The organism is Gemmatimonas groenlandica, assembly GCF_013004105.1.
GTDB classification, from domain to species: domain Bacteria; phylum Gemmatimonadota; class Gemmatimonadetes; order Gemmatimonadales; family Gemmatimonadaceae; genus Gemmatimonas; species Gemmatimonas groenlandica.
In genome coordinates this window covers 2182186-2202042 of the sequence record NZ_CP053085.1, presented here as the reverse complement: position 1 = coordinate 2202042, position 19857 = coordinate 2182186, and the positions used below count along the sequence as shown (strand labels likewise).

The following is a 19857-nucleotide window of genomic DNA, read 5'->3' as shown; positions in this document are numbered from 1 at the left end:
GCAGCGAAATCTCCTTCGCACTCCCCCCGCGAAGCTCGCGTCGCCCGCGAAGCCCGCTTCGCCCCGCAAAACCTGAATGCGTTGCCATGAAATGACTTAGCCTTTGGCACCACTCGTGCTTTAGTCCCCGGCGTGGCCGACACGAGCCATCGACCTTCACCTGTCAGGGGGACCTCATGCACGACATGGATCGCATGCAGCAGCAGATCGCGCGTGGCATCGACGCGCTTGAAAGCACGGGCTACGAAACCGAATACTCCAACGAGTACAGCGGCGAAACGTTCGGCGAGTACGGCGCGCAGGAAATGGAGAGCTTCGAGTTCGAAGGTGAGGGTGAGTACGAAAGTGTCTTCTCCGAAGAGATGGAGGCCGAACTCGCGGCCGAACTACTGGAGATCACCAACGAAGCCGAGCTGAATCAGTTCCTCGGCAAGTTGATCAAGAGCGCCGGGCGCTCACTTGGCAAGGTCGTGCGCGGCCCGATCGGACAAGCCCTGGGCAGTGCACTCAAGAAAGTCGCCAAGACCGCGCTGCCGATGGCGGGTGCGGCCCTCGGGAATCTCATCGTGCCGGGCATTGGTGGTGTGATCGGTGGCAAGCTCGCGTCGGCGGCGGGCAGCGCGTTCGGGCTCGAGCTCGAAGGGCTGAGCCACGAAGATCAGGAGTTCGAAGTCGCGCGTCGTTACGTGCGTCTCGCCGGTGCGGCCACGCAGGGTGCCGTTGCCGCGCCGCAGAACGCGTCGCCACAGCGTGCGGTGCAGGCGGCACTCTCGCAAGCGGCCCGCATGCACGCTCCGGGACTTGCCGCGCAGATGAGCGGGCGTGCGCCGTCGGTGATCGGCACCGCGGGGAATGGTGCGTCCGTCGGCCACGGTGCCCGCCCGCAACGCGGCACGTGGTACCGTCGTGGGCGCCGCATCATCCTGACGGGTATTTGATCCCGTGTCGGCGTTTCTCGCGCCCAAGCAGCTGATCGAGCTCGAAGCGCGCGCGTTGCTCACACGCGCGCATCGCGTGCGGCCGTTCGCGCTCACCGAGACCATGGTGGTCGCGGCGTCGTTCTCCGTGGAAGCGCAGGCGGCGATCGAGCGACACATGTCGGCGGGCCGACACGAAGTGCGCCGCAAGGTGAGCGAGTTCCTCGCGTGGCTGCTCGGCGCCGAGGGACGCGCCGCAACACCGGCACAGGCGCAGCAGCGGTTCGTGTTTCTGCGCTTGCGATTCAACGCCGTGCTCACGCAGTTCGATCTCTTCTCCGAAGTGGTCACGCAGCGATCGGAGCACGAAACGGGTGTCTTTCTCGGCGGGCTCGACGTGTTCGCCAAGGACGCGTTGCAGGTGCCCGGTATGCCGTACGAAGCACCACCCGTGGTGTGCTACCTGCAGCGAGGGCAGGGCGCCGCGATTCGCCGGGCGCGTACGCGATTGCCGGGTGGCGGGGAAAATCCCGTGGCCATCATCAAGGTGCCTCGCGAGCGCATGGTGGGTGCCGGTATCGCGAGTTCGTTGGTACACGAAGTCGGGCATCAGGGCGCCGCGCTGCTTGAATTGGTGGAATCGTTACGCCCCGCACTGCAGGCGCGCGCGGTGAACGCGGGCCCCGACGCAGTGGCGTGGCAGGCGTGGGATCGCTGGTGCTCGGAAATCGTGGCGGATCTGTGGAGTGTGGCGCGAGTGGGCATTGCCGCACCGCTGGGGCTGATGGGCGTGGTATCGCTTCCGCGGCCGTTCGTGTTTCGCAAGGAAATCGACGAGCCACACCCCATTCCGTGGATACGCGTGCTGCTCTCAGCCGCGATGGGGGCGCAGCTGTATCCGCACCCACAGTGGAGCGCGATTGCCGATACGTGGCGCGCGCTCTATCCGCCCGCTGATCACCCGGACGAGTACGCCGCGCTGCTCCAGACGCTGGTGCGCACACTGCCCGACGCTGCCAAGGCGTTCGTCGAGCATCGTCCACCGTCGTTGGGTGGGCGCAGCATTGGCGCGGCGTTGGCCACACCAGACCGCGCACCGGCGCAACTCGAAAAGCTCTATCAGCGATTCGGGTCCGCACCACTCGAGATGCGGAAGACCACGCCGTCGCTGGTGTTCGCGGCGCTGGGCCAGGCGCGCGCAGATGGCGCGATCACGCCCGAAGTGGAAAGCCGCGTCGTCGCGCATTTGCTCACCAATTGGGCACTGCGCGGGGCCATCGACATGACCGACATCTGCTCCGCGCGCATGCCGAACCGGCTGCAGCCCAAGACGGCAGATCGCACTTCAACCATACGAAGGAGGCTGACAGCATGACCGATCCCAAGAAAGGGCTAGCCGATGCAAAGAAGGCGCCTGCCGGCAACGGCATTCAACCGCTGTATACCGTGCGCCTCGCGCGAACGGAACTCGAGGATGTCGATGCCGCGGTGCTGTGGGTGCATACACTGACCCAGTCGGAGACGCTCTCGTTTGACAGCTACAACCGGTTCATCAATCGCGTGCTGTGCAACGCAGACGACGAGTCGGCGAGAATCACCGGCATTCAGGTGCAGAGCGGTCTCGATCCGTACGAGCTGCTCAAAACCGCGACCGAAGCGTTCCTGCTCACCAACGTGGGTACGTGGGACGGCCAGGATATGTCGAACGGGGCGCTCGCGACGATGCTCGAGCGCAACAAGTGGCTCGGCGGTCTGAAGGAGTCCGGCGTCGGGCTCACCGAAGGCGCGACAGAGGAGGCCGAAGCGCGTGGATACGGTATCGGCGCCGATGATCTCGGTCTCAATTCGCTGCAGCGGTATCTGAGTAGCCATCACACCAGTTATCTCGACGCCATTCTGCCGCATCTGGGCGCCAGCTCGAGCGCACAAGGTGGCGGTCCTTGCCAGTTCATCGCCGCGACGGACGCATCGCTGCCGTGTCTCCTCGAACTGATCTGGTCGTACTGGCACGAAGAGGGGATGCTTTCGCAGACGCTCAACGCCATCGCGCGTCGCTTCCAGAACGTGCGGCGCCCTGGTGGCGCGAACGATCCGCTGGCGGAGCTGGAGCTCGCCCCATTGCGTCCGCTCAGCACGTTGCTGTGGGGCTACGTGAATGATGAGCAGCAGCGTTTGTCGGTACGGCGCCGGGCGTACGAGTACCAGCATCACTACGGGCTGTCGCTGGTGGGCAAGGCCACCGAAGGGCTCTCGCCGGCCGACTCGCGCAGTCGCTTCATCGAAGCGTTCCATGAGCTGTTGCGTCGCTGTGCGCAGTTCTACCTGCAGGATGACGATGCCACGGTGACGGCCGATGCGTTCCCCATTCTGCAGGCGCTCAAGGAAGTACATCTCGTGCTCGCCGAGGGCGCACACAATCAGTTCCGGGATCTGCCGTGGACGGCGCGTGCCGAGATGCTGATGGAACAGTGGCTGCTGGCGCGGCCGGAGATGCGCGACTTCCTGCGTGGGCGTTGGATGATGCCGTATCCCGAACCCTGGATGGGCGGCGTGGACGCGATGAAGCGCGTGCAGGGGTGGAGCGACACCAGCGTGTTGCACTTCCGCGATCTCGGCACGTACGGTGAACGGCTGCTGCTGTCCATCCGTTACTACGCCTGGATGAACACCAACAACCAACAGGTGGCGCGCACGTGGGCGCGCTTCTGGCGGCCGGAGGTGCAGAGCTACCTGCATGCGTACCGGGTGGTTACGGGAGTCGATCTCGCAGGGCTCGACTATGCCGACGCCACCATGCCGAGCGAACTGCTGCAGCGCCGGTTGGCTGAGCAGCGCCGCTACAGCATGGGCAACGGCATGGGCGGTAATGGTGAGACCGTTGGTGCGTTGTCCGCGGCGACGAGCGCCATGACGACGGTGCGGCTGCGTGGGCGGCGGGAGCGAACGTGAAAGGAGTGCGTCGTGCTCGACCTCACGTCGGCACTGTACCTCGGCTTTCGCCATCCGGCCGGGCTGCTGACCGGATGGGAGAGTCTTACGACGGGGGTGCCGGCCGCGCTGGCGGAGGCCCCCGTCGTCGGCACGGTCGCGTCGAGTCTCGCGCAGCTGCAGGGGTGTGCAGACGGTGTGCTGGCGCCCTCCACGCTGCATCTCATGTGGGACCTGCTTGGCGGCTTGGCGGGCGATGGTCGCGCACTGATCCTCGACGCCGGCGCATACGCTATCGCCCAGTGGGCGGCCGACTATGCGCGAGCGAAAGGCGCCACGGTGCACACGGCGCCTCACTTCGAGCCGGACGCCCTCGCGCGCATGCTGCGGCAGCTCGGACCACGCGCGCAACAGGCGGTGGTGGTGCTCGACGGGTACTGCACGGGTTGCGGGCGCGTGCTGCCGTTAGACCCCTACCAACAGATCGCACGGTCGTACGGTGCGCTGCTGGTGATCGACGATACGCAGGCGCTGGGTGTGCTGGGGCACACACCCGATGCGGCGGCGCCGTATGGCCGAGGCGGTGGGGGCATCCTGCAACGGAGCTCGCTGGACGCCAGGGCTGGGGTGGTACTCATCACGTCACTCGCGAAAGCGTTCGGCGTACCGGTGGCGTCGCTGAGCGGCGAGCGCCAGGTGGTTCAGGCGTTCCGGCAGCAGAGCGAGACGCGTGTGCACTGCAGTCCGCCAGCGATAGCGAGCGTGCTGGCGGCCAAGGCGGCGCTGGCCGTCAATACCACGCAGGGAGACGAACTGCGCGCGCGTCTTGCGACGAACGTCACCACCTTCCGCACGGCCATGCGCAGCGCTGGCGTGCCCCTGCAGACCCCCACGCTTTTTCCTGTGCAGTCCACACCGGTGATGGATGCTGGACAGGCGTCGCACGTGCATGCCTATCTAGCGGCGCATGACATCCATGTGGTGCGCCAGCGCTCGCGCTGCGGCGACGGCGTGCAGCTCACGTTTCTCATTTCCACCTCGCACCGCCCGGCGGCGCTGGTGCGTGCCGCGCGCCGTGTGGGTACGGCGCACCGTCTTTTCACTCGCGGGATGAAGCCCGCTGGGAGTCACTTGTGACGACGATTCTCACTCCGCAGCATTTGGCCGCGACCGGCCTCGCGCCGCAGCACGAAGACGAATTCGGCCGTGCGCGACGCGGGCGCTTTCGCCCGGTTCGTCCCCCCCGCCCGAAGCGTCGGCGTCGCACCTACGTGCAGAATATCATCTGGGGCGACAACGCCTGTCCGTGTGTGTACGGCGGCGGTGACAGCGCGCGCCGTGACGCGCCTGACGGTGCGTACGATGATGCGCCTCCGCCTACGCCGGACGGTGCCGAGGAGCATCCGCAGGACGAGATCGTCGCGCGAACCTCCGACGAACTGTACGAAATGCTCGAGGAGGTGCAGCGCACGTTTCACGCCCAGGTGGCGTGGAGCCAGCCCATCCCTCTTGCCAACGCGAGCCAGCTGCCGAGTACTCCCGGCGTGTACATGGTGCTGCGCGCTGGACGGCCACTCTACGTGGGGCAGTCGTCGAACGTGCAACGCCGGTGGCTCGGGCGGCTCGAGACACTAACGCAGTTGGCGATCGATCCGTCGCCGTACAAGGTACGCGTGGGTACCATCAACAAGACCGGCACGGAGACACGGTCGGCCGGAAGCGCATCCGTGCGACGTGATGTGGAAGCGGCGCTCATCACCACCAGTCCGGTGAAGCTCACCAATCGTTCGTCGATCAAACCGTTCACGGTCGGCAAGAAAGGCGCGACACTCACGCAGGTGGGGCCACGCGGCGGCATGCGCACGCGCCAAGGGGTAGTCGGAAAGAGTTTTCGAGAGTGGTGATGCGCCCGCTCACGGAGGTTTCGGGGCCCATCATCGACTGCCACTGTCACGCCGGCACCGGCGACGGCCTCACCGGTCCGTGGGATACGACGGCGCCGATCGTGGAACACCAGGCGCGGGCCAAGGCCTGTGGTATCGTGCACACCGTCATCTTCGCCGCCTTCAACAGCGATTACGCCGCGGCGAATGCGCAGGTGGCCGACCTCGTGCGTCAGGCGCCCGATCGACTCACGGGTTTCGTGTTTGTGCATCCAGCGCGTGACCGCGGACGCGTGTTGCCCATGGTGCGGCACTTCGTGGAGCGCGAGCGCTTCCGCGGCATCAAGGTGCACCGGCACGATGCGCCCATCACGCGCGAAGTGTGCGACGTGGCGCGCGAACTGCGCCTGCCGGTGCTCTACGATGTCACTGGCGAGGTGGCACAGATCGAACTGTTCGCCACCGAGTATCCCACGGTGAACTTCATCATTCCGCATCTCGGATCGTTCGCCGACGACTGGCGCGCCCAGGTCGCCTTTCTCGGCTTTCTGTCGCGGCACACGAATGTCTACACCGATACCTCGGGGGTGCGGCGCTTCGACCTCTTGCTGCAGGCCGTTCGTGAAGCCGGAGCACATAAGGTGCTCTTCGGGAGCGACGGGCCATGGTTGCATCCGGCGGTAGAACTCGCCAAGGTGCTCGCCCTGCCGCTTTCACCGCAGGATAAGCAGCTGGTACTGGGGGGCAACCTGCTGCGGCTGCTCCGCGCACGACGGCAGACCATCGCGATCGGCCACGATTCAGCGGCGCGGACGCATGCTCGGGGGAGTACTCGTTTGCTCACTCGCGCGCCGGAGCTGAAGCGCACGCGCTGAGACGCCGAGTCGGCGCGCTGCACTGCGAAGGGATGCCGATTCGTCCATGGCAATACGAATCGCCATACTACTTGCCTCACTGCTGATCTCGCGCAGACTCGCGCCTGCGGCGAGCGCGAGCCGGATGCCACGCGCGAACGCATCGCCGCGCCAGTCACCCACGGTGTCACTCGCCACCGGACGCTCGTCGATGGGAATGTCACCCACGGAAAGATGGCCCGCCCCCGGGTGGCGAGCGATCATGCGGGTCACGAGCTGCCGCAGATCGCGCACATTCCCGGGATATGCGCGGCCCACCAGATAGTCGCGCACCGCATCGTCCATCTCCACGCGGTCGGTGTCGAGGTCGGGGCGCACCTGCCGGATGAAGTGCTCCGCCAGCGGGATGATGTCGTCCGTGCGTTCCGCGAGCGTGGGAAGCGTGCAGGTGATGCCAGCGATGCGATAGAACAGGTCACGGCGGAAGGTGCCGCGCTGCACCTCGGCTGTGAGGTCGCGATGCGTAGCGCACACAAGGCGGAACTTCACCTGCTGCCAGCTGTTCGATCCGACCCGCTTGTAGGTGCCTTCCTGCACGACGCGCAACAGTTCGGCCTGCAGAGCCAGCGGCAATTCGCCGATTTCATCGAGGAAGAGCGTGCCGCCGTTGGCCAGCGCGCACGCCCCGTCGCGCGATGCGACTGCACCGGTAAAGGCGCCGCGCTCGTGGCCGAACAGCTCGCTCCCCGACAACTCGGGCATGAGCGTCGTGCAGTCCACCAGCACCAGGTCGCGCTTGGTGGGGCGGCGGTCGAGCGTGTGTACGAGGCGCGCGATGAGCTCCTTCCCCGTGCCCGTTTCTCCGCCGAGCAGTAGTGGCACATCGGTGTAGGCCGCGATCTCGGCGACTTCGCGGATGGTGCGGAGCCATGCGGGGCTGCGTCCCACGAGATTGCGCTTCACCACGTCCGACGTCACGATGGCATCGACGTCGGTCCAGCGGGCGAGACGCGCCGCGACCTCCCGCGCGCCGTCGCTGTCGTTGCGCCACACCACCACATCGGCGGCGCCATGTTCCAGCAACTGCCACGCCGTGCGAGGATGGGCAAACGGCGCGAAGGCGATCGCGAGTACTCGCCACGTGCCCGGTGCGGCAAGACGCGAGAGGCGCGAGAGCACTTCGTCATTTACTTCATCGAAGCCAAGCAGGCGGACAGACGTGGAGGCCGTATCGGCACGCGGCGGTAGCATGTCGATGCCGGCATTGCACAATGCCTGATGCGCGTGAAGGTGTCGCGGCGAAGCGGTATCACCAAGCTCATAATAAATCGCACACGTGAATGGTCTCATTTCCATCACTCCGATCACGATGACTCCGGTCAAGCGACACGCAGCGGTGGCACGACAGCCGGCCCGTTGCAGCACCGCTATTATCTGCGGAGCGCGTGGCGACGGCAAGCAGTGTCGGCCGTGCGTTGCGGTCGGGCTCGCAACGCTGCCGCATTACGCCCGCGTCGACACCCGAGTCATGCGCGAGATACAAATGCGTGGCATGCTCGTGACGATGTGCATCGAGAAGCTCCATCGTACCACACGATACAATGTGAGCGGCATCACTTGTGACGCCGTGAAGTCTCAGCGTCGCCCCACTTATTCGTTTTTCATGTCCCGCACGCGCGTGATGAGGGCAGCGTGCGGCGTCGGTGAGGTGATGGCGGCGCGAAGCGCGTCATGTTGCGAGGCGGTACATTTTCGCCATGTCCAACTTACGACGTGGTATAGTCGCGCCGGCTATCGTGCTGCTTCTGGCCGCCACTGCGGCACCGCTTTCCGCGCAGGCGCCGGCACAATCGCCAGCTGTATCGCAGCCGGTGCCGTCGCCGCCGCTCGCCACACTCGACGCGCACCGCGTGGTGCCGGTGCCGGCCAACGTCACCGTGGCGGCCGGTGAACCGTTCGTGTTCTCCGCGAACACGAAGCTGGTCACTGACGGCCCCGCTGAACTGACCCGAACCGGCGAGTACCTCGCGCGCATCCTGCGCAAGTCGACGGCGCTGCGGCTTCCGGTGTCGGGTTTCAAGCGAGGCTCCCCGAGTGCGGGGAATGTTGTGCTGTTGCGCGTAGACACGAGCGCCGTCGCGTCCGTCGGTACCGCGCCGACGGCACGCGACGAGGGCTACACGCTCGACATCGCTGCGGACACCATCCGCCTCGTGGCCCGTACGCCGGCTGGCGTGTTCTTCGGGGTGGCGACCCTGCGCCAACTGCTGCCGTGGGGCATTGAGGCGGAACAGAGTGCCCTGCGGCTCGCACCCACCGTATCGGTGCCGCCTGGTCGGATCGTCGACAGTCCGCGCTTCGCGTGGCGCGGCTCGATGCTCGACGTCGCCCGGCACTTCTTCACGGTGGACGAAGTGAAGCAGCACATCGACCTCATGGCGCTGTACAAATTCAATCGCTTGCACCTGCACCTCGCCGACGATCAGGGGTGGCGTATCGCCATCGCGAGCTGGCCTAAGTTGACGCAGGTGGGTGGGAGCAGCGAAGTGGGCGGCGCGTCTGGCGGCTTCTACACCAAGGCCGACTACGCGGAGATTGTGCGCTATGCGGCGGCACGGCACATCATGGTCGTACCCGAAATCGATATGCCCGGGCACAGCAATGCGGCTATCGCGGCCTATCCGCAGCTGGGATGCAGTCGCCCCACGCCGAATATTTATGGCGAGGGTACGCAGTCAGCTGGTGTATACACCGGCATCCGGGTGGGGTGGAGCGCCCTGTGCCCAGATAAGGCGCTCACGTGGCGCTTCGTGAACGATGTGGTGCGCGAGATCGCTTCCATAACACCGGGGCCGTACTTCCACATCGGCGGCGACGAAGTGGAGGTGCTGAACCACACGCAGTACGCCCGCTTCGTGGAACGTGTCCAGGCCATCGTGCACAAGCACGGCAAGACGATGGTGGGGTGGGAGGAAGTGGGGAAGGCGACCCTGCGCCAAGGTAGCATTGCACAGTTGTGGCGTAGCGATACCGCGCTGCTGGCGGTCAAACAGGGCAACCAGCTCATCATGTCACCGGGACCGCGCACGTATCTCGACATGAAGTACACGCCCGCCACCGAAGTGGGGCTACGCTGGGCGGGGTATATCGAGCTGCGCACTGCGTACGACTGGGATCCGGCCACATACTCGGCCGGTCTCAGTGAGCAGGCCATACTCGGCGTGGAAGCGCCGTTGTGGAGCGAAACCGTCAGGAATCTGAACAGCGCACAGTACCTATTGGTGCCGCGCCTGCCGGCGCTGGCCGAGGTGGCGTGGAGTGCGCAAGCGGCGCGCAGCTGGGAGGGGTTTCGCACGCGAATCGCCACGCACGCCGCGCGGTGGCGGCTGCTGGGGATCAACTTTTATGCGTCGCCGCAGGTGGAGTGGGCGCCGTAACGCGAGATCTTCCCTTGGCCGGTCGGCTGCAGGCGCGAATCGTCCGCGCGAGCGCCTACGAAACGTTTCAGAATTGACAGCAGTTGCCCAACGAACACCGATCGCCCGCGGCTGGCCGGCGTGCGCCGGCTCGGTATAGGGCGGGTTGTTGGCCGTCGAGCAGGTCCGTGCGGGCTTGTGGGCGTTGGGGGGCAACTCCGACACTGGCACTGTGATCGCTCAGGGCACGCGTGCACGTCGCTCCGACACCTCGCTCGCGACGAAGTATCCCAACGCCGGCTTCGACGGTGACGTGAGATTGGCGACGTTCCCACGCACACTCGACGGCGGCACGCCGAACGGGGACCCATCGCCGTCCACCTGACGGTTGAGCGCGTCGTAGTAGCGCCACACCGCCTCGGAGATGGAGTACTGTCGAACGAGCACCTCCTGCCGGCGTCGTACCGCGCGTCCATCGAAGGGCTGATAGGCTCGAACGCGTCGTCCCTCATAGAATTCGTCATTGGTCACCACGCGATAGCGAATCACGGTGTCTGGGGAGACGAGGCGCTCGCCGTCCACATACTGATCCCATAAGTAGTAGTTGCGCGTGACCGGCGGGTCGCGCAAATCGATCGTGGCGCGCAGCCCGTCGATGGCCGGATCCTTCTTTGGGCGCGGCATGAAATACAGCGAGTCGATCGGCGCGACACTGCTCAAGCTCTCTACGGCCTCGTAACGGTCGCCTTGCCACTCGATGCGCAATGTGTACGTGCGGCCAGCGCGCGCCACCAGACTGTCGGTTCGATACGTTCCTGGCGTGCTCGACTCCGGAAACGCGACCACGCGACCAAGATCATCGCGGACCGTCACGACCGCTCCACGCGCGGGCGGCTGCGGGCTGTTACTGAAGTACGGCGAGGTCGTAGTCAGGCGCAGCGATTGACGGCCGAGCAGGGTGACGCTCGCGGGTTCGAGAGGAGACTCGAGTCGCCCCTCCACCACGAGGCGAACCGGACCATCGGCCACATCGAGCTCTACGACCTTCTCACAGGCGCCTAGGGTGGCGAGCACGAGTACGCTGGAGAGCCCACGCATCGCACGCAGCGTTGAGTTGACAGGCATAATCAGAATTTGAAGACGTAATTGATGCTCGGCACGATGCCGAAGATCGATGTCTGCACCGCTTCGGCCACCATGGCATTCTTCTCCTGCTGGCGCACGCGCAACGACTGCGCATTGAATCGGTTGTACACGTTGAGTAGGCCAAACTGCAGCTCGCCGCGGCGCAGCGATCGTGTGAGGCTCACGTCCAGGCGATGGTAATTCGGTAGGCGCTCGCCGTTGCGAGACCCATACTCGGCAATCAGGAAGCCGTCGATCACATACCGCGATTGCGGTAGGGTCGTGGGAAGTCCAGTCGCGAAGATGAAGGTCGACCCCACGGTCCACTTCGGCCTCCATGCATACACACCGACCAGCGAAAGATTGTGGGTCTTGTCGAATGGTGAGACGTACCACTCGCCACCGTTCACACCGCCGCCGCTCGTGGCGCCGGCGCGCGGTGGCACGGGAAAGCGCTGCTCGGCGCGCGCGAGCGTGTAACTGGCCCAGCCGCTCACGCGACCGCTGCTTCGCCGAAGAAAGAGCTCGAGTCCGTACGCGCGCCCTTCACCCTGCACCAACAGCGTCTCGAGTCGCGGGTTCAAGACGACATCCGCACCGTCGATGTAGTCGACGACGTGCGCTGCCGTTTTGTAGTACGTCTCAGCCGTGAACTCGTACGCGCCGCGTCGGCTGCTGTAGCCGAGCGCGTACTGATTCCCCTGTTGCGGTTGAATGAACTCGCCGGCCGGCTCCCACACATCGAGCGGTGTCGGAGAGTTCGTGTTCGACACCAGCTGGAGGAACTGCTGCGTACGCGCGTAGCTCGCCTTCAGACTGCTGCCCTCGGTGAGCGTGAATCGTATCGAGGCACGCGGCTCAAAGCCGTCGTATCGAAATTGGGAGCGGCTACCGGTAATGCGTACGCTGTCCAGCAACGTCCCCGGTTCGTAGCGCCCGAGTGCGCCGTTGTAGGTCACAGGCGCATTATTCGTATAGCGATAGCGCGTCATGGGTCCGTTACGACTGAACGCGGCATAGCGCACACCGTACCGAATACCGATGCGCGTGCCGTGTTCGATCTCATGGCCGAGGTACAGCGCGCTGGCAAGCGCGTAGCGCGGCTCGATCGTGCGCCGCCGAATCAACGTGGTGTCGCCACGCGGTGTCACATCCCCCGGTCGGAACACGTGGTCGATGATCTCACCGCCGAACTCGAGGGTCTGGTGATCCGTGAGGCGGAGCGTCTCGTCAATCTTGAGATTGCTGCTATGAATACCGGCGATCCATCGGGCCGAGTCACTGGGGGCAAGCCGGAATTCGAGACGGTAATCGTAGTCGCTTCTGGTGCTGGCGATCTTCGAAAAAAGTCGACCGAAGGCCTGATTCCAGCGCAGCGTCGTAGACCGGTTCCCCCACCCCACCGCAAAGCTCTCGCTTGGCTGAGTGAACTTGTCCCGTCCCGTGTATGTCGACAGCATGACGGAGCCGGTCATACCAATTCGTATATTGACCTTGGCATTCACGTCGTAGAAGTAGGCGGCGTTATCTTTGATAGTCGAGTCGTTGGCGAGGCGGAGAAACGCATCTGCATAGGACCTTCGGCCCGCCACCATGTAACTGCCACGGTGGAAAGGGAGCGGTCCTTCAACGATGGCGCGGCTCGCGAGCAGTCCAATCGAAGCGTTGCCCGCGAACTCCCGTGCGTTGCCTTCGCGCTGTCTCACGTCCACCACACTCGACAGGCGGCCACCATACTTCGCAGGAATAGCGCCCTTGTACAGCGTCACATCGTCGACGGCATCGGCATTGAAGGTGGACAGAAAGCCAAGGATGTGCGACGGATTGTAGATCGTGGATTCGTCCAGCAGGATGAGATTCTGGTCGACGCTGCCGCCGCGCACACTGAACGCGGTGGACGCGTCGCTGGTGGTGGCGACTCCAGGCAGTAGCGTGAGGGTGCGCAGGGGATCGACTTCTCCCAGCAATGGAGGTATGCGCTTCGCGATCGCCAGATCGAGCCGCGTCACGCTCATATCCGGGAGCCTGGAATCGAGATCGCCACGCTCGGCTTTGGTGGCTTGCACGCGCATGGCGGAAAGCACCACCGTACGCGGTCGTAGCACGAGATCGGTCGTGGTGGCGCTGATCAAATTGATCGTCGTGTCCATCGGGGCAAACCCGATGGCGCGTACCCGCACACGATGCAGTCCACCTTCGAGGAGCAGGACATAGAACCCCTCTTCATTACTCTCTCGCCGTGTCGCTTCATCATCGACCAGCAGGACCGCGTGGCGTATGACTTCGTTGGAGCTCACGCTGCGGATGAATCCCGATAGCCGCAGTGTTTCACGACGTGCCGGAGTGTCTGGCGCCGTCGAGGGCTTTGTGCGGCGCGCCAGCACAAGCTGACCGGTCGGTCCAACCAGGATCTGCAGCGGTGAACCCGCCACCACGTGTAAGAGTGCCTCGCGAGCGGACAATTGTGTCACCGCGAGCGTCACGCGGCGATCAAGGCCCGGCAGCGCACGGTCAGCGACATACGACACCCGGGCTTGCCGTGTGATGTCATCGAGTACCTGTGCGAGCGGACGATCCTGCACGTTTACGGTGACCGGCGTGATTAGAGCACCACGGGCCGTGCTGCCACTGTCGAGTGCAACGAATGCGCTTGGCGTGCTCGGTATGACTGCTCGCGATGGCAATGGCGATTGCGCAGCCAGCGGGCTCCCTGTGGCGAGTAGCCAGAGGGTGAGGGCCATTCGAAATGTCATGGGTCAGGGAGTCAGCGTGATCTGCGTTCCGCGACGTTCGACGGAAGCGCCCAACGCGAGTGCGAGCGCATCCAGCAATTGCGGTAAAGGTTGACTAACAAAGCGGGCCGTGAGCCGACGCTGCGCGAGCGCAGGATGCACTGTAATGGCGACGCCGTACCATCGGCCAATGACGGCCAGTGCCTCATGTGCGGGCATATCGGCGAACGCCAACGTGCCGGTCAGCCAACTGAATGCGGCGCTGTCAGCGGTCATGACGGTGACAAGGCCATCCCGGTCCAGTTGCCCGCGCTGCCCCGCATGAAGTTGCACGCGCCGTTCGACAGCGGTCGTGCGGGCAGAGGTACTGTCGGTGAACGCGACGACGCCTTCCTGCACCAACACTTCCACCTGCGGCAGCTCAGGCCAGGCACGAACGATGAAACGCGTGCCGACATCCTGTGCGATGCCATCCCGCGAGCGCACGAGAAATGGCTTCATGCCGTCGTGCACTACCTCGAAATACGCCTCGCCGTCGAGTGTCACCTCGCGTTGCGCGCCGCGAAAGCCGCGTATCCACGATGCCGAACTCCCCGCGGCCAGCGTGATCGAACTCCCGTCTGGCAACGTGACGGCGACCCGTTGTCCCAGCGGGGCGCTCACCGCATCGCGCGTGGGGGCGAGACGCCGCCATGCACCGGCCGCGCCGAAGGCGAGCAGCGCCGCGGCCGCAAAGCGCCACCACTCTGTGCGACGACGCGAAGTACTGGTCGCCGATGAGATGCTGCCAACTACGACTGGCATTTCACGGTCGATGCGCTCGCGCAGCCGATGCCACGCCTGCTCCGTCTCGAGCGCACTCACCGTGGGCGATCCGCTGGCGGCGGCGCGCACCGCCTCTCCGAACGCCCCTGAGGGGAGATCGGCATCGGGGGAGGTAGACGAGGTGGAGTCGATAGTCATGGGGGATCGCGACGTGCGGGTGCAGATGGGGTCAGGAGCATGACACGGGAGATCGCGAAATCCCCTCATCCCGAGGTGTCTTGAGCCAATCAGGGGCCGGCGAGACGCGCTCGGAGTGCCTTGAGGCCGCGTGCCAGCTGATTTTCGACGCCTTTCACCCCGATGCCCAATACCTGAGCGATTTCGGCGTAGGACAATCCCTCGCGCCACCGGAGGTGCATCGCCAAGCGACATCGTTCGGGCAAGGTCGCGAAGGCCGACGCCACCTGCGCCGTCAGCTCTGCAGCTTCGAGCGTGGCATCCGGTGTCTCGGGAGCCGGATGGAAGGCCCGCACGTCAGCATGCGCTTCGTCTGCTTCCCAGTCGCGCTCCACCAGATCGCGGCGACGCACATTCAGCGCGCGATTCCGCGCTCCGGAAAACAGATAGGCGCGCAAGCTGCCCGTAATCTCCAGCTTTGCCCGATCCCGCCATAGTGCAAAGAAGAGCTCCTGTACCACGTCTTCGGCGCGTGCCACGTCGCCGACGTACCGCGCGACGAATGCGACCAGCGGCGCGTGCATCGTACGGAAACAGCGTTCGAACGCAGCGCTGTCTCCGCTTCGCAGGCGCACCACGAGGTCCGGCTCGAGCCCAGAATCGGTCATGACTCCCAAATACGCGGCGGGTAGATTCCGGTTTCGAGCGGGAGCAATGAGTACGACATGCCTACTGTTCGCTCGCGCGACGGAACCGCCGCGACCAGCTGAGGCGACGCCCGTTCTGCAGCACCAGGTGCGCGTCGCCATGGGACCAGGGCTGCACCTCTTTCACTGAGCGCAAATTGACGATCTGCGAGCGATTGACCTGTACGAAGTCCTCCGGATCCAACTGCCCTTTCACATGGGACAATGTGAGTCGGAGTTCGTACCGTTCAGCGCCGATGTACAGGGCAACACCGTGACGAATGGCCTCGATCCAGTCGATCGTATCGGTCCGCACGAATAGCTGTCGTCGACCGTCATCCACCAACCAGCGCCGCCGAAAGCGTGTTGGTGCGACACCAAGCACCGCCGAGAGCTGCGAGAGTGTCTCGGCCGAGGGTGTATTCGGTGCTGACGCGCGTAGACGATCACGTGCCCGCTCCAGGGCGACGTGGAGTCGCTCAGGCTCGACGGGCTTGAGCAGGTAGTCCAGCGCCGACAACGCGAAGGCCTGTACGGCGTGGACATCATAGGCGGTCACAAACACAGTGAGCGGCATTTGCAGCGGGCCGACCGATTCGACCACGTCGATGCCCGTTCCATCCGGCAGTGCGATGTCGAGAAATACCAGATCCGGCGGGCTCGCGCGGATGCGCTGCACAGCCGTCGCCGCCGAATCGGCTTCGCCGATGACCTGAATGTCTGACCACGCGGCCAGCAAACGACGAAGCTGGCGACGGGCGGGTGGTTCGTCATCGATAATTAACGCACTAATCATTGTTGGTCCCCGTGAGAGGAATGGCGATGTCAACGCGAAATCCGCCGTTGGCGTCGTGCCCTGCTTCCACCGACGCAGCCGATCCATACAGCAGCTGCAGGCGCTCGCGTGTGCTGGCCAGCCCAACGCCGAAGCCGGGCGCTCGCGGGGAGGACTCCGCAGCGCTCCCCTGATCTTCGACCATCAAGTGGAGCGCGCCGTGCCAATGCACGGCGCGCACGATGACCGGATGCGCCGACTGACTGCCCGCCCCACCGTGACGGACCGCGTTCTCCACCAACGGTAGCAGGAGAAATGGTGGTACGCGGTACGACATCACGTCCTCCGTGGCCTCGACGGTCACCGAAAAGCGATCGCCGAATCGCTCGCGCTGCAGCTCGACGTAGTCGTGCAAAATATCGAGCTCGCGGGAGAGCGGTACGTCGCGGGTCTCTCGGTCCGCCAACGATGCTCTGAGCAGCCCCGCCAGACGCCGTAACAGGATGTTGGCCTTGTCGGCGCTCTCGTACGCGGCGTCGCCGATCGCGTTGAGCGCATTGTACAGAAAGTGCGGCTCGAGGCGTCCGCGAAGGGCTTGCATCTGCGCGGTCGATGCTGCCCGCTGGAGATCTGCGGCGCGTCGAGCCGTCATTGTCAGCCGTTGTTGCGTCTGCATCCAATCGATAAGCAGCACCACGGCCGCGTACACCATGAACGCATCGGGCAGCGCCATGGCCACGTGCTGGAGGGCAGTCAGTCGTGATACGGTGCCAACGCCGAAGCGAAGAGCCATCTCATTCATCACGAAGTAGACGGCCAGCGGATGGACCGTCGAGATGAGCAATCCCCAACCGATGCGCTCGGCGAACCAGCGCCACGACCGATGATGGACCTGCGGGTCGCGCAGGGCGAGCCATCCGGTAAGGACGATGAAGGGCAGTGCGGCGATGATCTCCGCCCCACGACGCGCCACCTCGGTCGCGATCAGTCCGTTGCGGGCCCCGCCAGCGAACAGTGGGATAGCCCCCGCCACCAATAGGGTGGCGCGTACCGCCATCACTACCACACCAACCGTCACGATGCGGCGTAGGGCGAGCGGAGCGGCGGGGGCGAGGTCCATGAGCAGAGACGAAGAAGGCGAGAAGGGTGGAGCCGGTCAGTTCGACGCACAAAGTATCACCGCGCACGAGCAGCCCGCCGCCGTTGACGGTGAGCGGGCCTTATCCGGGGCTGAGTGGGATTCCAGTCCGTCCGGGCCTCCGTGAATCCCGCTCGGACCACAACGCTCGATCGGCCAGCGGAACGAGCGCACTGTGCATCCGTCGATGGACCGCGCGGACCGCGACTGCGTCTCCCGTTCGGCCCATTCCTTTCACCGCACCCTCATGCTCTGGCCATTCTGGCAGCACACTCGGTCGCTCCACGCGCTGACCTACGTCGTAGTGATAGCCACTGCGCTGAACGCGGGCGCCTCGCGACAGCCGACGCCGCAGGATTCCCTCGCGAGCATTGAAGCGCGACGTGATTTCCTGCGGCTGGAGGCTGTCGCACGGGAGCGCGTTGGGCGCGATCCACGAGACGACGTCGCGTGGTGGTACCTCGCGAGGACGACGGCCGATGATCCGCAGAAGCGGGACGCGTTGATCCCGCGCGTACAACAGTGCACACGTGACCTCCCGCGATCACCACGATGCCACCACGCACTCGGTCTGCTGTACGCGGCAATCGTGACATCGGACGGTCTCACGAGCGGCCTCCGATACGCCTCACGAATCAAGGAGTCTTTCACCAAGGCGCTCGTGCTGGAGCCCTCGAATTTCGAGATGCGCCGAGATCTCGTCCAGTTCTATCTGCAAGCGCCAAGATTGGTCGGTGGCAGCACCGACCAGGCCGTCGCCCTCGCTGAGGAACTGCGGGCCGTTTCGTCCGCACGAGGAGCAATCCTTCGCGCCGACATCCATGCGTATGCCAAGGAGTGGGAACAGGCGCTCGACGAGCTGAATCGCGTGGTAACCGACGGCGATGCAGACCTTGCCCGTCTCCTCGCGCAGGCGCACTACGCGCTTGGCACCGCCATGATTCGCGCGCATGAGTTGCGCCGCGCGCAAGTCCTCTTCGAGCGCGTCTCGGCACGATCCCCCAACGACGCGTCTTTTCAGCTTGGCTTGGGTCGTGTGATGCTGGAACGAGGAGCGCTTCCACAGGCCATCATCGCCTTGGAGAAAGCGGTGGCGCTCGACGCGATGGGTGGCGCGCACTACCGCCTGGGCCTCGCCTACGCCGCGCTCGGGCGTTCGGACAAGGCGATTGTCGCCCTCGAACAGTTCCTCGTCTATCGACCGTCTGGCGATCATGCCACACACGCTCGTGCGATGCTGGTCGAGCTTCGTCGAGGTGCGCGATGAACGCACGCACCTTCTTCATTGACCGTCTCCGGGTCGTACTCTCCGCGCTCGTCATCGTCTTCCACACGGCGATTGTGTATGGGGCGGCGGGCGGATGGTACTGGCGAGAGGTCGATGACCTCGCGCGCCCGCTGAGTCTGGTGCTCACGGTGTTCTGCGCCGTCTGCCAGTCGTTCTTCATGGGATTCTTCTTCCTGTTGGCCGGCTACTTCAGCCCGCCGTCGCTGGCGCGCAAAGGTGTGCGGGCCTTCGTCATCGATCGGCTCCTTCGACTTGGGATCCCGTTGCTGTTCTATGGTTTTGTTGTCGGTACGGCAACTAGCGCGATGGTGCGATCCTCGCTTGGACCAGAGTTCTTCTCGCTTTGGCTGGGAATGATTCGGCGTGGTGTGTTCAATGTCGGTCCACTCTGGTTTGCCGAAGCGTTGCTGGTGTTCACTGCCGGCTTCACGGTGTGGTCTCTCGTATTCAGTGGACGCGAGCGCGACGAACGACCGGCCCAAGTGCCCTCGCCGCGGCGGTGGGTAGTGTGGGCGGTGCTGGTCGGAGTGGGGGCCCTCGTCATTCGTGCGTGGTTTCCGTTGGGACGCGACGTGGCCGGCATGAATCTCGGCTACTTCTCATCCTATGTTTTTCTGTTCGTGTTCGGTTGCATCGCCTGGGACCACCGCTGGCTCGAACGCATTGAACGCAAGCACGCGCGACCGTGGGGGTGGCTGTCGCTGGCCGTTGTTCCCGTGCTACCGATCGTCGCCATCTCCACGGGCGTGTTCTCCGGCGCTGGAAGTGCTCTGGCCGGCGGTCAGTCTGCGGCCGACATCGTATACGCGTTCTGGGACCCGCTCGTGGCATGGGGCATCATCGCCGTGCTGCTCTGGCAGTTCCGCGTGCGCTGCAATGCCCCGAGTGCACGGTGGGACCGTTGGGCATCGCGCGCCTATGCGGCCTACATCATCCATCCGGCGGTGGTCGTCGGTGTGTCGATGAGCGCACACGCCCTCGCTCTTCCCACATTCCTCAAGTTCCTGCTTGTCTCGACGATCGCTGTCGTGTCGTCGTTCGCGATCGCCGGCGTTATGCGACGAATGCCTGGGGCGCAACACGTGCTGTAGCGCGTCGGCGCGTGAATTCCGGTGCGATGCGTTGGGGGGTTATTGCGTTCCACCGTGTCCAAACGGTGAACGACAACGCTTT

16 protein-coding genes are annotated in these 19857 nt (G+C 64.8%); 9 read left to right on the top strand and 7 right to left on the bottom strand.

Annotated elements, in window-relative coordinates; all coding sequences use genetic code 11:
• The first annotated feature begins 176 nt into the window (after positions 1–176).
• From HKW67_RS09330 to HKW67_RS09305, 6 genes are read left to right on the top strand one after another with little or no spacing between them, the layout of a single operon-like run.
• On the top strand, positions 177–938 hold the full coding sequence (locus HKW67_RS09330; RefSeq protein ID WP_206044661.1) for a hypothetical protein: 762 nt from the start codon (positions 177–179) through the stop codon (positions 936–938).
• A gap of 4 nt (positions 939–942) precedes the next feature.
• Complete coding sequence (locus HKW67_RS09325) at positions 943–2292, top strand: hypothetical protein (protein WP_206044660.1); 1350 nt, start codon at positions 943–945, stop codon at positions 2290–2292.
• Positions 2289–3866, top strand: coding sequence for a hypothetical protein (locus HKW67_RS09320; protein ID WP_171225128.1), 1578 nt, complete (start codon positions 2289–2291; stop codon positions 3864–3866). The genes HKW67_RS09325 and HKW67_RS09320 overlap by 4 nt, the downstream gene beginning before the upstream one ends.
• A 12-nt stretch (positions 3867–3878) precedes the next feature.
• Positions 3879–4982 carry an aminotransferase class I/II-fold pyridoxal phosphate-dependent enzyme gene (locus tag HKW67_RS09315; RefSeq protein ID WP_171225127.1) on the top strand — a complete coding sequence of 368 codons (1104 nt, stop codon included), beginning with the start codon at positions 3879–3881 and terminating at the stop codon, positions 4980–4982.
• Positions 4979–5749: a GIY-YIG nuclease family protein gene (locus HKW67_RS09310; protein ID WP_171225126.1), complete on the top strand. Its 771-nt coding sequence runs from the start codon at positions 4979–4981 to the stop codon at positions 5747–5749. The genes HKW67_RS09315 and HKW67_RS09310 overlap by 4 nt, the downstream gene beginning before the upstream one ends.
• Positions 5749–6603: an amidohydrolase family protein gene (locus HKW67_RS09305; RefSeq protein ID WP_171225125.1), complete on the top strand. Its 855-nt coding sequence runs from the start codon at positions 5749–5751 to the stop codon at positions 6601–6603. The genes HKW67_RS09310 and HKW67_RS09305 overlap by 1 nt, the downstream gene beginning before the upstream one ends.
• Here HKW67_RS09305 and HKW67_RS09300 read toward each other — a convergent pair.
• Positions 6529–7833: a sigma 54-interacting transcriptional regulator gene (locus HKW67_RS09300; RefSeq protein ID WP_206044659.1), complete on the bottom strand. Its 1305-nt coding sequence runs from the start codon at positions 7831–7833 to the stop codon at positions 6529–6531. The genes HKW67_RS09305 and HKW67_RS09300 overlap by 75 nt on opposite strands.
• 506 nt (positions 7834–8339) lie before the next feature.
• Between HKW67_RS09300 and HKW67_RS09295 the strand changes: the two genes are divergently transcribed.
• The gene (locus HKW67_RS09295) at positions 8340–10019 is read left to right on the top strand and encodes a beta-N-acetylhexosaminidase (protein WP_171225123.1); all 1680 of its coding nucleotides are present in this window, start codon (positions 8340–8342) and stop codon (positions 10017–10019) included.
• A 219-nt stretch (positions 10020–10238) separates the two neighbouring features.
• Here the strand turns inward: HKW67_RS09295 and HKW67_RS09290 are convergent, their stop codons facing one another.
• From HKW67_RS09290 to HKW67_RS09265, 6 genes are all read right to left on the bottom strand, one after another.
• A complete protein-coding gene (locus tag HKW67_RS09290; RefSeq protein ID WP_171225122.1) occupies positions 10239–11123 on the bottom strand; it encodes a DUF4249 domain-containing protein in 885 nt (294 codons plus the stop codon).
• 2 nt (positions 11124–11125) lie between these two features.
• Positions 11126–13876: a TonB-dependent receptor plug domain-containing protein gene (locus HKW67_RS09285; RefSeq protein ID WP_171225121.1), complete on the bottom strand. Its 2751-nt coding sequence runs from the start codon at positions 13874–13876 to the stop codon at positions 11126–11128.
• Between the two features lie 3 nt (positions 13877–13879).
• A complete protein-coding gene (locus tag HKW67_RS09280; RefSeq protein WP_171225120.1) occupies positions 13880–14818 on the bottom strand; it encodes a FecR family protein in 939 nt (312 codons plus the stop codon).
• Between the two features lie 89 nt (positions 14819–14907).
• Positions 14908–15465: an RNA polymerase sigma-70 factor gene (locus HKW67_RS09275; RefSeq protein WP_171225119.1), complete on the bottom strand. Its 558-nt coding sequence runs from the start codon at positions 15463–15465 to the stop codon at positions 14908–14910.
• Between the two features lie 61 nt (positions 15466–15526).
• On the bottom strand, positions 15527–16279 hold the full coding sequence (locus HKW67_RS09270) for a LytR/AlgR family response regulator transcription factor (RefSeq protein WP_171225118.1): 753 nt from the start codon (positions 16277–16279) through the stop codon (positions 15527–15529).
• Positions 16272–17378, bottom strand: a complete 1107-nt coding sequence (locus HKW67_RS09265) for a sensor histidine kinase (RefSeq protein WP_171225117.1) — start codon at positions 17376–17378, stop codon at positions 16272–16274. The genes HKW67_RS09270 and HKW67_RS09265 overlap by 8 nt, the downstream gene beginning before the upstream one ends.
• Before the next feature lie 265 nt (positions 17379–17643).
• On the opposite strand from HKW67_RS09265, the gene HKW67_RS09260 reads away from it, so the two are divergent.
• On the top strand, positions 17644–18663 hold the full coding sequence (locus HKW67_RS09260) for a tetratricopeptide repeat protein (protein WP_171225116.1): 1020 nt from the start codon (positions 17644–17646) through the stop codon (positions 18661–18663).
• Positions 18660–19775, top strand: coding sequence for an acyltransferase family protein (locus HKW67_RS09255; protein WP_171225115.1), 1116 nt, complete (start codon positions 18660–18662; stop codon positions 19773–19775). The genes HKW67_RS09260 and HKW67_RS09255 overlap by 4 nt, the downstream gene beginning before the upstream one ends.
• Positions 19776–19857 lie beyond the last annotated feature (82 nt).